Annotated in this window: 13 protein-coding genes and 1 pseudogene; 1 reads left to right on the top strand and 13 read right to left on the bottom strand. The window is 62.5% G+C overall.

The features are described 5' to 3' along the window. Positions 1-38: 38 nt before the first annotated feature. The 10 genes from BST14_RS17725 to BST14_RS17770 all read right to left on the bottom strand — a co-directional run bounded on the left by BST14_RS17725 (position 39) and on the right by BST14_RS17770 (position 8,865). The gene (locus BST14_RS17725) at positions 39-695 is read right to left on the bottom strand and encodes a hypothetical protein (RefSeq protein WP_083065698.1); all 657 of its coding nucleotides are present in this window, start codon (positions 693-695) and stop codon (positions 39-41) included. A 43-nt stretch (positions 696-738) separates the two neighbouring features. Beyond that, positions 739-1,692 (bottom strand): MlaD family protein, encoded by a 954-nt coding sequence (locus BST14_RS17730; protein ID WP_083065699.1) that lies wholly within the window; start codon positions 1,690-1,692, stop codon positions 739-741. Beyond that, positions 1,689-2,672, bottom strand: coding sequence for an MlaD family protein (locus BST14_RS17735; protein ID WP_211280748.1), 984 nt, complete (start codon positions 2,670-2,672; stop codon positions 1,689-1,691). Before BST14_RS17735 ends, BST14_RS17730 begins: the two co-directional genes overlap by 4 nt. Before the next feature lie 23 nt (positions 2,673-2,695). Further along, entirely contained in the window at positions 2,696-3,799 is a 1,104-nt protein-coding gene (locus tag BST14_RS17740) for an MlaD family protein (protein WP_083065712.1), read from the bottom strand. Further along, the gene (locus BST14_RS17745) at positions 3,799-4,758 is read right to left on the bottom strand and encodes an MlaD family protein (protein WP_083065700.1); all 960 of its coding nucleotides are present in this window, start codon (positions 4,756-4,758) and stop codon (positions 3,799-3,801) included. Before BST14_RS17745 ends, BST14_RS17740 begins: the two co-directional genes overlap by 1 nt. Next, positions 4,755-5,756, bottom strand: coding sequence for an MlaD family protein (locus BST14_RS17750; RefSeq protein WP_083065701.1), 1,002 nt, complete (start codon positions 5,754-5,756; stop codon positions 4,755-4,757). Before BST14_RS17750 ends, BST14_RS17745 begins: the two co-directional genes overlap by 4 nt. After that, positions 5,757-6,662, bottom strand: coding sequence for an MlaD family protein (locus BST14_RS17755; protein WP_245845487.1), 906 nt, complete (start codon positions 6,660-6,662; stop codon positions 5,757-5,759). Positions 6,663-6,812: 150 nt separating this feature from the next. Continuing rightward, positions 6,813-7,676, bottom strand: a complete 864-nt coding sequence (locus BST14_RS17760; RefSeq protein WP_083065703.1) for an MlaE family ABC transporter permease — start codon at positions 7,674-7,676, stop codon at positions 6,813-6,815. After that, the gene (locus BST14_RS17765; protein WP_438502180.1) at positions 7,677-8,510 is read right to left on the bottom strand and encodes an MlaE family ABC transporter permease; all 834 of its coding nucleotides are present in this window, start codon (positions 8,508-8,510) and stop codon (positions 7,677-7,679) included. A 166-nt stretch (positions 8,511-8,676) separates the two neighbouring features. Beyond that, positions 8,677-8,865 (bottom strand): ferredoxin, encoded by a 189-nt coding sequence (locus tag BST14_RS17770; protein WP_083065705.1) that lies wholly within the window; start codon positions 8,863-8,865, stop codon positions 8,677-8,679. 124 nt (positions 8,866-8,989) lie between these two features. On the opposite strand from BST14_RS17770, the gene BST14_RS17775 reads away from it, so the two are divergent. Then, a complete protein-coding gene (locus BST14_RS17775; RefSeq protein WP_142279456.1) occupies positions 8,990-9,424 on the top strand; it encodes an Rv2576c family protein in 435 nt (144 codons plus the stop codon). 471 nt (positions 9,425-9,895) lie between these two features. On the opposite strand, the pseudogene BST14_RS32670 reads toward BST14_RS17775, so the two are convergent. From BST14_RS32670 to BST14_RS17790, 3 genes and pseudogenes are all read right to left on the bottom strand, one after another. Next, positions 9,896-10,343: pseudogene (locus BST14_RS32670) on the bottom strand (peptidase); the annotation flags it as partial. A 21-nt stretch (positions 10,344-10,364) separates the two neighbouring features. Next, positions 10,365-12,596 carry a molybdopterin-dependent oxidoreductase gene (locus BST14_RS17785; protein WP_083065708.1) on the bottom strand — a complete coding sequence of 744 codons (2,232 nt, stop codon included), beginning with the start codon at positions 12,594-12,596 and terminating at the stop codon, positions 10,365-10,367. Then, positions 12,593-13,195: a TetR/AcrR family transcriptional regulator gene (locus BST14_RS17790; protein ID WP_083065709.1), complete on the bottom strand. Its 603-nt coding sequence runs from the start codon at positions 13,193-13,195 to the stop codon at positions 12,593-12,595. Before BST14_RS17790 ends, BST14_RS17785 begins: the two co-directional genes overlap by 4 nt. Positions 13,196-13,420: the final 225 nt, after the last annotated feature.

A 13,420-nucleotide genomic window follows, 5' to 3' on the forward strand; every position in this document is an offset into this window, starting at 1 on the left:
ACAGCGCTTTTTCATCAGATCGCCTCGCTCATTTGTTGTTACTTGCCTCCAACGACGTCACCGACCCCACCGACATCGCTGATCTGCCCGTTCTTCGAACTGTCGACGGTGACGCTGTAGGTGGCCGTCGACTGCAACGCCTCAGGTGCCTGAATGGTCTTGGTCAGTACGCTGACGAAGGCGTCGACGACGAAGACTCCGCCGTTTTCCGATCGGACCTTGGCAGCAACCGGCTTCGCAGTCGATGACCACTGCAAGGGAACGAGGATCTGTTCCATCGAGGTCGCGGCGTCGGTAAGCTTCTTCTTCAGCTCCGGACTGGTGCCCTCGACCAGCTTCACCTTCCATGCACCGAGGTCGTCGAATTTCATCTGAGCCGCGTTGACTGCGTAGTCGAGCGCAATCTTCTCCGCGCGGGCGTTGCTCTCCGCTTGCCGATGCAGCGCGTTCAGGTCTTTCTGCGAGTTGTAGTACAGCCATCCGAGCACGCCCACCGCCGCGATGAACACGACGACGAGTCCTGTCACCATCAAACTGCGCAACGACACCGACACCTGTAATTTGGCTGCCTTCTTGGGTTTGTCAACGCCCTCGGTTTCAGATTGCGGTTCACCGCTCTTCTTTACGGCGTTGTCGACCGCCGCATCCGTAACAGCGTCGACAACGTCCCTGCCCGTCGGGCTTTCGTCAGTCATTGCACTCCTTCCTGTTTGTCGGAGACCCAACCTATTCGCATGGTCATGGCGGCGGCACCTGAACGCGCAACGTGATCGTGCCGTCCTCGGGAATACCTTGCAGGAAGTTGTTAAGCAGCTGTGCGCTGTCGATGTTGGCGAGCGCGCCTGCGATTCCCTGCATGTGTGGCTTCAGCGCCTCGCCGATGACCTTGATATCGCCGCCGTTGTTGTCCAGCAGGCGCTGGATCCGGGCCATTAGGTTCTTCAGTTCGACCTCGAACTGGGGACCACCGTTATAGCGCATCCTGATGGTGCTGTGCCAGACGATCTGCGTGCTCTTACCGATAGACCTGACGTCAGGCGGGAGGTCACGCAGCACTGGTCCGACCCAGGTGGCGTTGCGCAACAGCGTCTGGAAGTTGTCCAGTAGCGCCCGACCCGTGCCATTCATGTCCGCTGCGTCGTTGCGCAACAACATGCTGGCACGCGCCATGTTGGGTAGGGTCGTGTTGGGATTGGGCAGAGCGATGTCGGCCTCGTTGATGACCCGTTTAAGCGCGCCCGGATCGAGTTGGTTGAGCACCCGCACGACGCTGGTCGCCAGTTCCGAAATCGACGGCGGCTGGGTCACCCGCTCAGTCGCTAGGTGCTGCCCGTCGTACATCATCGGCCCCGCCTTGGTACGCGGGACCAGGCCGATGTAGGCCTCGCCGAGGGCGGACAGGTTGTCAAGGCGCACATCGGTGTCCACGGGAACCCGGAACCGGTTGTTGATGTAGAAACGAACCGTGGCGGCTTTGGTGCCGGGCTCGATCGTCGTCACCTTGCCGACCGGCACTCCACGCAGCAGCACGTTCGAACCGACCACCAGGTTGTTGATGTCGACCACGTCCATGGCGATGTTGATCCGGTCCTTCGGCGGACCGATCCGCACTCCGAGCGCGTTGAGGTACGACACGGCGGACGCGATGATCGCGCAGAACGCCAGGATCGACAGCACGTCGCGGACCTTCATCGTGTCGCGCCAAGCATCGACAGCACCTGTTGCACACTGCCCAACAATTCGCGACCATCCGGGCCCTGTATCGAGGTGATGTTCATCGCCGGATACTTGTCTTGCGGAAGAAAGTAGTCAGTGAACAACTTCTGCCATCTGGGCACTTCGTCATCGATCACCCATTTCGACTGCTGGACCGCGCCCATCGCGTTGGCCAGCGACTCGATCAATGGCACCAGCCAGAACCCGCCGCGGTAGATGGAACCGATCGAGGGTATTGCAGTGCTCAGATAGGTCGCCATGATCTGCGTCCGGTAATTGCCCAGCAGGCCTTCCGGCGACAACATGTCGTCCCAGTACCCGCCGCGATCGTGCATGACCTGCGCTGTCCCGGACACGTCGGTGAGCCATTTGTCGACCAGGTCGACGTTATTGGCCAAGTCACCCAGATCGGTGGCCACTCGAGACGCCACTTTGCGGACGCCCTCATTGTTGTGCGGCGACACCCGATTAAGGCCGATGATCGTGTTCTGCATGCGCTGGATCGAGCCACTCGACACGAAGTTGGCCAGGCTGGCGATGGTGTCTTCCAGTTGCGGCGGTGAGGTGGTCGCCGAAATCGGAATCGTGCCGCCAGGGCGCAACACCGGCACCGATGCGCCGGTTTCGGGGCGGTCCAATGCGATGTAGATATCACCCAGCACCGTGGCTTGCTGCAAGGCGGCGTGGATGTTCGACGGCACGACGACGCCCCTACCGATGCGCGCGGTCACATCGACCTCCTGGGCAGTGGACTCGATTTTGGTGACCACCCCGACGGGCGTGCCGTCCATCATCACTTTCGCCCGCTCCGGCAGGTTGAGCGTGTTGCTGAACTCGATGGTGACGTCGTAGCCGTCGGAGTAGGAATTGCCGGGTTGTGGAAGGTTGTTGACGTTGATCGACTCGCACGAGGCGACGGTGAGGACCGCGGCGACGATCAGGGCGGTGGCCCGCATGCGCTGGAGGAGGTGTAGGACGTTCATCGGCGGCTCGCCACCGTCAGGACGTACTGCAGCAACGCAACGTCAACCGCATAAGGCTGTCCCTGCACGTTTGCGCAGGTGCCGGGTGCCGTGGCGTTCATGATGTTGCACATCGCCACGCCGTCGGGCGTCCGCACGCGATAAAGGGGTGGGCGATACCGGAGCGGCTCGAATTGCCGGTTATTGATGTGGTTGGCCAGGGTGTTGATCCACCAGGGCACGGGATTTAGCAGGTTCATGGTCCGGGGCGCGTGCGCGCTGAGCTTCCGCAGTGCGACGGCCACCGCGTCGAGTGTGAACTGAATCTCTTCGCCGAGTGACATTTCGACATCGGCCGCCGCACTGATGATCGGTACCACCGATTGAACGATCCGCGCGGCCCCGGCGGCGCCCGCGGCGATGTCCTTCGTCGTCACCTGGGCGTCGAGCAGGATCTGCTTGAGCGGATCGCGGAGTTCTTTCAGGGTCGCCGTCAACTGAGCGGTGTTGACGATGATGGACCGGATGTCGCCGATGGCCGCGTCGGGGCTGTCGAGCAACCTGGCGGCCTTCGTCAGCATGGTGTTGACCCCGGACCCGTTGGTTCCGATTGCCTGGTCGATCACATGGACAGCGTCACCGATGTTGGTGGTGTCGGCAGGGCTGAGGGTGTTGATGAATGCGGTTGCCGATCCGATGATCTGGGAAAGGCTCTTGGGTGTCGCTGAATTGTTCAGCGCGATACAGTCGCCTGCAGCCAACTGCGGGCCGGGCCTCGGGTTGCCTACTAGTTCGAGTGCGCGATCGGCGAGGATCGACGTCGACCTGATCACCGCTTTGACGTCGCGCGGGAACGACCGTCGTTCGGTCACTGTGAAATCGACACGTACACTGTCGCCGTCGGGCGTGATTCTTTTGACTTTGCCTATCTGATAGCCCATTTGTGTGACCGGGTTGCCGACGTACAAGCCAATGGTGTCGGGCATGATCGCGCAGTACTCGGCTGCTTTCGGTTCCGTCGGTAGCTCGATCTGCGTCGAACCGCACGAGGTGCTGGCTGTCGCAGCGGCGAGTGCGAGCACGAGTGCGCGATGCGCATGTCGCGTTACTGACGACAGCATCAGCAGACCGTTCCCGGCACCGGCAGGCACAGGTCGGTCGCGAGCAGTTCGGCCGGCGCGTTCTGAGCGTCGAGCACACGCTCAATCTTGTTGCGCATCAGGCGCAGTCCCCGCACTATCGCGCCATTGTGATCGGCCCACATTCTCGCCTTCTCGGTCCAGTTGCGGACCTTCTCGATGAACCAGTCACGATGGTTGAGGTACATGGTGGCGACTGGCTCGAGCCCATCGAGGACCTGGCCGAGTCCAGTCAACGCACTGCCGAATCCGGCGCCGTAGAGGGTTAGCGTTGTCTCGAGGATCGAAATCTTTCGGACCAGCTGTCGCAGTCCGTCGCTGAAGTCGCTCATTGATTTGATGTATTCATCGGACATGTTTAGGATGGCCGTGATCTGGCCGCGTTGGGTGTCGATCGTCGACATCAAACTGTTGCCCGCGTTGATGACCGAGGTGATCGTGGCCGCGTTCGGGCCGCTCAGTCCGGACTTCACCTGCTCCAACGATTCTCTGATCGGCACCGCGTTGGTGTGGTCGATGATTTTTGTCGCGTCAGTGAGGGTCCGCATCAGGTTGTATGGCGTGGTCACGCGTTGGAGTGGAATCGTGTTGTCTCCCAAGGGGTGCCTGCCAAGTGAAACGAGGTTGATGTAGTAACCGCCAACCACGGTGAGCATCCGGACTTGGACCTGCGACTGGTCTCCGACGAACGCATAGTCATCGACGCGCGCGCGGACGCGGACCTGGTCGTGCTCCAGGGCGAGATCTTTGACCTTGCCCACCGTTATTCCAGCGATCCGCACCTGGTCTCCCGGCCGGATCGAGGCCGCGTCCTGAGTGTAGAAGCTGACGTACTTCTGCCCCGGTGGGTTCACGTAGACGAGTGCGATGACCAGGGCGATGATGGTGGCGAGGACGAGCACCCCGCCACCCCAGAGTGTAGGGTTTCGGAGCTGCTTCATCGGTTGCATATGACCACCCTTTGCCCGTTCAAAAGAACGTCCATGTCTCCGGGAAGCTGGGCATGCCCCTTGGAGCACGGCCGGGGTTGGCCCGACTGTGACGGCGGCGGCAGGTTGTCCCACATCACCGGGACAAGTTTGAATGCTTCGACGGCTCTGTCGATGTTGGTGAAAGCCTTGTCGAGCCCCCCGTCGAGGCTGTTACCCCACTTGAATCCGACGTTGTTGAGCAGCCGCACCACCGGGGCGGTGAATTCAGGCCCGAACAGCGACGACTTCCTGAACTCGTCGAGCACGGACAGTGCCGCGTCCACGGGCAGATTCAGCCACTCCAGAATCTGGATCAAGCTCTTCGACTTCCCGCCGAGTGTCGCAGCGACGTCGGCCAGGTTGTGCATGAGGGTCGAGATCATGTCCTGGCGATTGGACACAAAGTCGGTAAGTTTGTGGATGCTGTCCAGCATGGGCCCCAGTCCGCTGCCGTCACCGGACAGGTATGTCACGGCGTTAGCGGTGAACGTATTGAGCTCTTCAGGTTTCAGCGTCGCAAGCACTGGCTGCAATCCGTTGAACAACACCGTCACATCGAATGAAGGCTGAGTCATCGAAGTGGGTATGTTCACGATGAGATTTTTCGATGCGTACGCTTCCGCTGGATTCTCGACGTCGACGTACCGGACTCCGGTCAGCGCCTGATACTTGACGGCCAGTCGGCTGCCAGCGACTATTCCGTAGCGCTTATCGAGGGTGAACCCGACGGCTGCGACGCTCTGGTCGTTTTCCCGTTTGAGTTCGATCGTGCTGACCTTCCCAACGCGGACGCCGCGAACGCGCACGTCCGCGTCTTGGTGGAGTCCCGACGCGTCAGTGAATTCTGCTGTATACGAATGGGTTTCCGCTGCTACCGGCATCCTGACAATGTTGATGACCAAGGTGAACATGGCCGCTGCGACAACAAGGCTGAGCGCGATCTTCCAGATCGAACCGAACGATTTCATCTATTGTCCACCTGCCATACCAAGCGGTGCCGCTACGCCCGGCAGACCGTCCAGCACTACCCTCACCCGCAGTGCGCGTTGTTCGGGAGTCCCCTGATACATCTGCTCAAGTCGGTTGCGAGCCTCGGTCAGCATGTGTGCGACACCTTCGGGCTGGATCAGGCCGGGCACGACGTCGGTCAGTGGCCTGATCGAATCAATCAGGGGTAGTAAGTCAGGAACGTTGCCCGACAACAACTTTCCGGCGTCACCGAACACATTCTCCGCCGCGTACTTGAGAATCAGCCGCTCCCGTTCAAAACCCTTATCGGACAGCTGCTGAATGCTGGTGTGGTAGGCGGAAATGTCGTCTGGATGAATGTAGCGATGGCCTGTCTCACTGAGGGAGTCCACGAAGCCCGGGAAAGGATCTGCGACTTCGGTCGTGTTGGATAACAGCTGCGCGGTCCTGACCGTCTGGACCGCGTCGACCGCCTGAATGGAGATCGTCATCGTCTCGATGAGCGAATTGAGCCCGTCGACGTATCGGGTTGCCCGGTCGACGACCTGGATTAGTTGTGGTGTCAGGACTCCTCCGGAGATCTCACCCAGCCGGGATATCAACGCCTGCAGGGTGAAGTTGCCTTTCGGAGCGCTCTTGAGCCGCATTCCGTTGCGCAGCGGACGACCACCTTGGTTGGGAATCACATTGATACCCGTGACCCCGAAGTAGTTGACCGAGCGGAAGTCGAATGTCATCGCGTTGGTCAGCCCTTTGGCAGGTTCGGGCTGCAGGTCGACACCGATCCGGACGCCGCCACCCGACAGGCTCGAGACGGTGGTTACCTCACCGACCTTCACCCCGTGCAGGACGACCGCTGACCCGGTGGCCACACCTTGGCCCACATAAGGGGTGTCGATCGTCAACGCGACCCACGTTTTCTGAAAACGCGAAAACGGGTTGACGACGACGACCGCCGTGACTAGCGCGATGCACGTCAGCGCAATTGCACCGGCAATGCATAACTTTCGCGTCTGGGCCTGCTCCGACCCACGTAATAGCATGACCGAATCCCCCTAGCCTGTGAACACGAACGTTTGCCGGAATCCCCAGAGCGCCACGGTGAGTAGGAAATCCAGAACCATGATTGAGACCAGGCTTGTCCGCACCGCCCTGCCTGAGGACCGGCCGAGGCCGGCGGGACCGCCGGCGGTGAAGTACCCGTAATAGCAGTGGATGATGGTCACCGCGAGGCAGAACCCAATGCCCTTGATTAAGGAGAACGTCAGGTCCTGCGGCGTCACGAACTGCGCGAGGTAGTGTTCGTAGGTTCCGCCCGGTTGGTTGTGGAATACCCGGATCACGAGGTCCATGACGATGAATTCGGTTATCAGGGTCAACAGGTAGCCGGGAATGACGCACAGCATGCCACCGACCATCCGGGTGCTTACCACGAACGGTATCGGGACGATTGCCATCGACTCCACGGCATCGATCTCGTCGTTGATGCGCATCGTGCCAATCTCGGCCGTCATTCGGCAGCCCGCTTGTGAGGCGAAGGCTATACCCGCCGCAAGCGGGCCGATTTCACGGACCGCGCCAACACCACCGGTGAGGCCAGACAGGGCACCGAATCCAATAATGTTCAGTGTGGCGAACGCTTCTACTGCCATCGAACCGCCGATTGCGATGCCCAGGATTAGGAATATGCTGATTACTCCGCCATCGACGATAACCCGGCCTTTACCCCAGGCGAGGTTGTTCATTTCCCGGAGGGTCTGGCGCCGGTAGCGGCCGACAGAGTGCGGTAGATACCAGAACGCCTGCCCAGTGAATACCGTCCACTGGCCCGCCTCGCGCAGGACAGCGCGGAACGGCTCGACCGAGAGAATCCGGAGGGCCGGCAGCTTGGAAGGAATCGACGTCCCGACGTGAACCATCTATGCGATCGCCATCGGGAAAAACATGGTCTGCAACTGGGTTATAACGAGATTCGCGGCAACGATGCAGATTACGTTAAGGACAACCGACGCGTTGACGGCGTCGGCGACACCTTTCGGACCGCCCTGGGCGTTCATCCCGCGGAACGATGAGATCACGGCCACAAGCGCCGCGAAGACCACCGTCTTGCCCATCGCGAACCAGAGGTCCACGGTCTTCGTGAACGTCCCAAAAGACGCCCAGTAACTCCCCGGTGCGATATCGGTGACGGTCAACGCCAGAATGAACGCGGCCGTGGTGCCCGAGACGACGATGACTGTGCACAAGATTGGAGATATCAACAGCAGGGCCAGAAATCGCGGCACCACCAGCGAACGCACCGGGTCCACACCAATCACCCTCAGCGCGTCGAGCTCTTCACGGACGGCCCGGGCCCCGAGGTCCGATGCAATTGCGGATGCAGCAGCCCCACCCATCAGGAGGCCCGCGGTGATGGGCGCTCCCTGCCGAACCACTCCGACACCGCTGGCCGCCCCGATCAGCGACTGCGCGCCCATCTGATTGACCAATCCCGAGGTCACGACGGAAACCATCGCGCCAAACGGAATCGCCATCAGTAGCGCCGGCGTAGCGGTCACCTTGAGCAATAACCATGCCTGATCGGCGATTTCACTGACTCGTAGCAGCCTGAGAGAGATGGTATCGAGGACCGCATAGCGCAGCACGCTCACAAACATCTGAAGGCAGCGGCCCGTCGTCGTCGCAGAGTCGACCGGCGTTGCAGCGACGTGTTTCGCGGCACGACTCGCTGCGGCCAAGCTCACCACGGTCACCGCTGACCACCTCTATGAATCATGTCACTTAGGGTGCTCGGATGTGTCACACGACACAGGATACAGTAAGTGCTTACTTTCTACAAGACGGCCGAGAGCTGGCAGACACCTGTGAAATGTGTGAGCAATCGCCGAAATGCGCCGCGCGGAAGAACATGGGAACTACTCACGCTTGGAACACGACGGCCGCGGTAGGACAATTGGCGAACGCCTCTTCGGCCGCTCCGAGTTCGTCTGCGCCGGGTTGACGGAGTACCTCGGATTGCCCGTCGCCGCCGATCGCAAAGAGTTCCGGTGCGCTCGCCGCGCACAGTCCGATGCCCTGGCAGCGAGTCGGATCGACAGACAGCTTCACTAAGCCCCCCTTCACGTTTGCCGAAGGATTTTAAGTCTTCCGAGCCACTATTAGCAAGTTAGTGCTTACACCTAGTACTGTTCTAGGCATGAGAAGCGTGCGAACGGCGACTATGGTCGCGGCAGTGGGGGCGTTGACGGTCCCCGGCGTAGGGCCGGTGAGTGGAACGGCAAATGCAGCGCCGGGCGAACATGAGGTCACCTACAGCGTCTCGTCACCGATCGAGACGATTCCCATGCTCTATTTCATGGCTAAGCAACCGCCGAGCCTAACCGCCTATGCGGACAACACCCCCGCGTTCCTCTATGCCATCCGGCCGAAGCTGAACCCGGACATGGTCTGGAGCACAACGGTTTCCATGCCCAATCCCGATCAGTGGGCCACCGTCAGCGCATTCAACAGCTTCGCCGAGGTAAATACCCCGGAGGGCAATCCGGGCGTGAGCGCCAACTTCCGGTGCAACATCGCGGTCGACGGTCAGGTCGCGGTGTCTAAGCAGGGCGAATACCGGGTCGAGTGCACATTGCGCGACTGGGAGGCGACGCGCAATCAGCGCTGAGCCCGCCTACGCCAGGATGGCCTTCTCCCAGATAACGCCCTGCGCATCGATGAGACGCTCCTCATCGAACCTGCGGCCAGGGAAAAGCCATGGGTAGCACGGTTACGATCTGTTTCACCGGCTCAATGGCTTGAGCGCGGTTTTGTTCGTCGACAGTGGCTGCTTAGGGTGGGGGTCGTGTCCAGCAGGGAACACCAGCGAACACCCGCCCAACATCACCGCAGCGATCGGGGCCTCTCCCGCAACGCCACAAGCGGCTTTTACTGCACGCCATAGTTAGTGGTGAAGCGGAACGGCCATCCCAGTCGGGATGGACATGCGGGAAAGCTGCACTCAACTGGCCCTGTAGCTTCGAATCCGAAGCTGCATGTGTGCTGGCCGAGGCCAAACAAGTTGTCCATCACGACGATGCAGGGTGGTCGGCGAAGCGTTGGCAACACAGTTCGTCGTTGGTGCCAATGACTGCCGACCGAAAGCGGTGGTGCGGGTGAACCCGGCGGGCGCCGTCTGGCCGTTGACGTCGCTGGCCACCAGGCGAGTGGTCAGCAGTCCCGCGACGGCCTTGTCGAGGTTACCGGCGGTCAGAGTGAGACTGTTCCCGGGCGGCAACGACAGCGGACCGGCCATTTTGCGGTGCACGACCCCAGTCAGACACGCCATTCGCAATGGGCTCACCGGCGAGTCGAGTTTGAGCGCGCGTTCGTGTTGCACCGCGCGACGATCGAGATAGCGGTGTCGTCGCCGTGGAACAAGACATGGAGGGACTGCTCATCGGCGGGCGCGCCGCGCCCATCTTCTATAGCTGGCCAAGGTCGACGACGATGCTGCTGATCGCCGGGCAGTACCAGGCGGGCGGGCTGGATCGCGCATCGCCGCACTCGCCGGCGCTGTAGGACAGCTGCGGCGATCTGTTGGGCGAAGGCGCTTCGAGAGGTGTCCATCAGCGACGACGTGGTCTGCTGGCTTCGATCCGGGCCGGTACGTGCTTGTGCCACGGCGTGCCGGCGTAGGGATCGCGCCATTCGGTCGAGGTGAGCGCGTTCGGGGCGACCCCCGTGGTGACGGCGCGCCCGTCGTCGCCGATGTAATCGAGGCCGAATCCGTTGGGCAGGGCGGCATGACCAGCAAGCATGGACTCGGAGATCTCGACGGTGGCCTCGGCGCCGCCGGCCGCCGTGCTAATGCGGGCTCGGCATCCGTCGACGAGCCCCAGGGCCTGGGCGTCCTCGACGCTGACCCGCAACGCCCCGTCGGGGTCGCGCTTGCGCCAGGACGGGTCGCGGAAGATGTCGTTGGCGGTATAGGCGCGCCGCTCCCCCACCGACAGCACGATCGGGAAATCCGGCGTGGTCAGCCGGGGCGGGGTGCGGGTGAGCGCCCCCAATTCGTCGAGCATCGCCGGAATCTCCAGGGCGATCTTGCGGTCGGGGTGGCTGATCAACGCGAAGTCGTCCTCGTAGTTGTGCACGGTGAACGTCACCCCCGACGGGTTGTTCATGATCGCGTCGAACAGCGCGTTGCCGTCGGCGTGACCGGCGCGCCGCACGGCGTCCGGGTAGCTCATCGCGGTCTTCTGGGCGAGGCCCCACAGCGCGGCGGCGCCGCGCAATCCGTCCGGCAGGGTGGGCCCCAGCGTCTCGTAGAGAACATACGGAAGCAGCTGCACCAGAGCCGAATTGGTGGCGGCCGAGGACAGGAACGCCTCGGTGTAGGCCTGCCGGCCCCGCTGGGCCGCGTCGCGCAGCGGCCGCAGGTCCGCGTCGTCCACCACCCCGAGCGCCCGCACCAGCCGCGCCCAGATCTCGGGTTCTGGCAGTGTGCCCGGCAAGGGCTGCAGCAGCGGGCGGCGCAGCTGGAAGGTGTTGTGCGGGAATTCCAGGTTGAAGAAGGTGGCTTCCGGCTTCTCGAACTGGGACGCAGCGGGTAGCACATAGTGTGCGAGCCTGGCCGTCTCGGTCATGGCGACGTCGATGACCACCATCAGCTCCAGCGCACCGAACGCCTCGCGGCAGGCGGCCGAATTCGCTAGTGAGTGAGCCGGATTGCTGCTTTCCACGATCATGGCCCGGAAGCGGTCCGGGTGGTCGGTCAGGATTTCCTCGGGCACCACATTGCTGGGCACCAGCCCGGAAATGATCGGGGCGCCGGTTACCGGTGTGCGACCGGAGAACTGGCCGAACAGCGGCGCAAACGACGAATGCAGGTGCTGGCCGCCCTGTTTCGCGAAGTTGCCGGTGAAGATCCAGAGCAACTTGTTCAGGTAGGAGCACAGCGTGCTGTTGGGTGCCTGCTGTACCCCGAGGTCCTCGAACACCGAGACGCTGGCCGCGGTGCCGATGCGCCGCGCCGCCGCGCGCAGCAGCTCCTCGTCGACCCCGCAATGCTGCGCGTAGCCGGCCACCGGCACCTCGCGCAACGCGGTCCGCACGGCATCGACGCCGCGCACGTGCTCGGCGAGAAACGCTTCGTCGCAGAGGTTTTCCTGCACGAGGATCGCGGCCAGCGCGGCCAGGCACCACGCGTCGGTGCCGGGCCGCACCCGCAGGTGGAAGTCCGACATTTTGGCGGTGTCGGTAACGACGGGATCGATGACGATCATCGAGCGGTTCGGATCCTTGGCGATCTCGTTGAGCACCACCCGGGCCCGCGGGAAGCTCTGTGACATCCACGGGTTTTTTCCCACGAACACTGCCACCTCGGCGTGCTCGAACTCGCCCCTGGTGTGGCCGCCGTAAAGCTGCCCGTCGATCCAGGATTCGCCGGTCTTCTCCTGCGCCAGCGCATTTGACCGGTAACGCGAACCCAAAGCCTTGAGGAAGGCGCCGCTGTACGCCCCGCCCAAATGGTTGCCCTGCCCGCCGCCGCCGTAGTAGAAGATCTTGTCTCCGCCGTAGCTGTCGCGGATGCGTTTGAAGCCCTCGGCGATCTCCACGATCGCGGTGTCCCAGTCGATCTCCTCGTAGCTGCCGTCGGCCCGGCGGCGCAGCGGAGAGGTCAGCCGGGCGCGGCTGTTCTGATAGTGGTCCAGCCGCAACGCCTTGTTGCAGGTGTAGCACCGCGACGCGGGGTGGGCCTTGTCGCCGCGGATGCGGGCCAGCCGGCGATCTTCGACTTCAACGACGATGCCGCAGTTGCATTCGCACAGGATGCATGCGCTGGGTTGCCAGGTCATCGCGGGGTGTCCTTTCCGGCTGTCTGATAGGACGAGGTGGCCAGCAGCAGCTCGCGCAGCTGGCGATGGACGACGTCCAGCGGCATCAGGTCGCGTCGCACCCGGGCCAGCACGATCGCACCCTCGAGCGCGGTGGTGGCCAAAACGGCCAGCTCGCTCGCGCGCTCCCGCGCAATGCCGTCGGCGATCAACCGCGCGGCGATCAGATCGGTCCATCGGTCGAAGGCGGCGGCGGCGCGTTCGACCACCGGGCCCATGCGCTCGGCGTCCTGCTGCTCGCCCGCTTCGACGGAGACCGCCACGATGGGGCAGCCGGCGCGGAAGTCGGTATCGAGGAGCTGCCCGCGGTACTTGTCGATCAACGTGTCGATCAATTGCAGGCCGTCGTCCGCGCCGGCGATCACGGCGGCGACGTGCTCGCCGGCGAAATCGACCGCCTCGCAGAGCAATTGGGTGCGCCCGCCGGGAAAGTAGTGGTAAGCCGATCCGCGCGGCGCGCCGCTGTGCTCGAGCACATCGGAGATGGCGGTGGCGCGCGCGCCCCGCTCGCGGATCAGCAGCGCGGCGGACACGACCATCCGCTCGCGTGGACTACGCATCGCAACTCCTCGACCGTGGCGGGTATGTATGATACTATACATAATCTGCGGATCCGCGAAAGCCCAATCGGCAACTCGCGACCTCCCAGACGAAAATCGCCCATCCCGCTGGGGAATGGGCGATTTTGCGTTCTCGCTGAGGGCTAGCTGTAGGAGGTCACCACGTTGGTGACGCCGGTGGCGAGTCGTGATGCTGGTGGCTGGCCGCCAGCGGCAGAGTGTGGT

Origin of the sequence: Mycobacterium arosiense ATCC BAA-1401 = DSM 45069, from assembly GCF_002086125.1 — a bacterium.
Classification (GTDB): Bacteria; Actinomycetota; Actinomycetes; order Mycobacteriales; family Mycobacteriaceae; genus Mycobacterium; species Mycobacterium arosiense.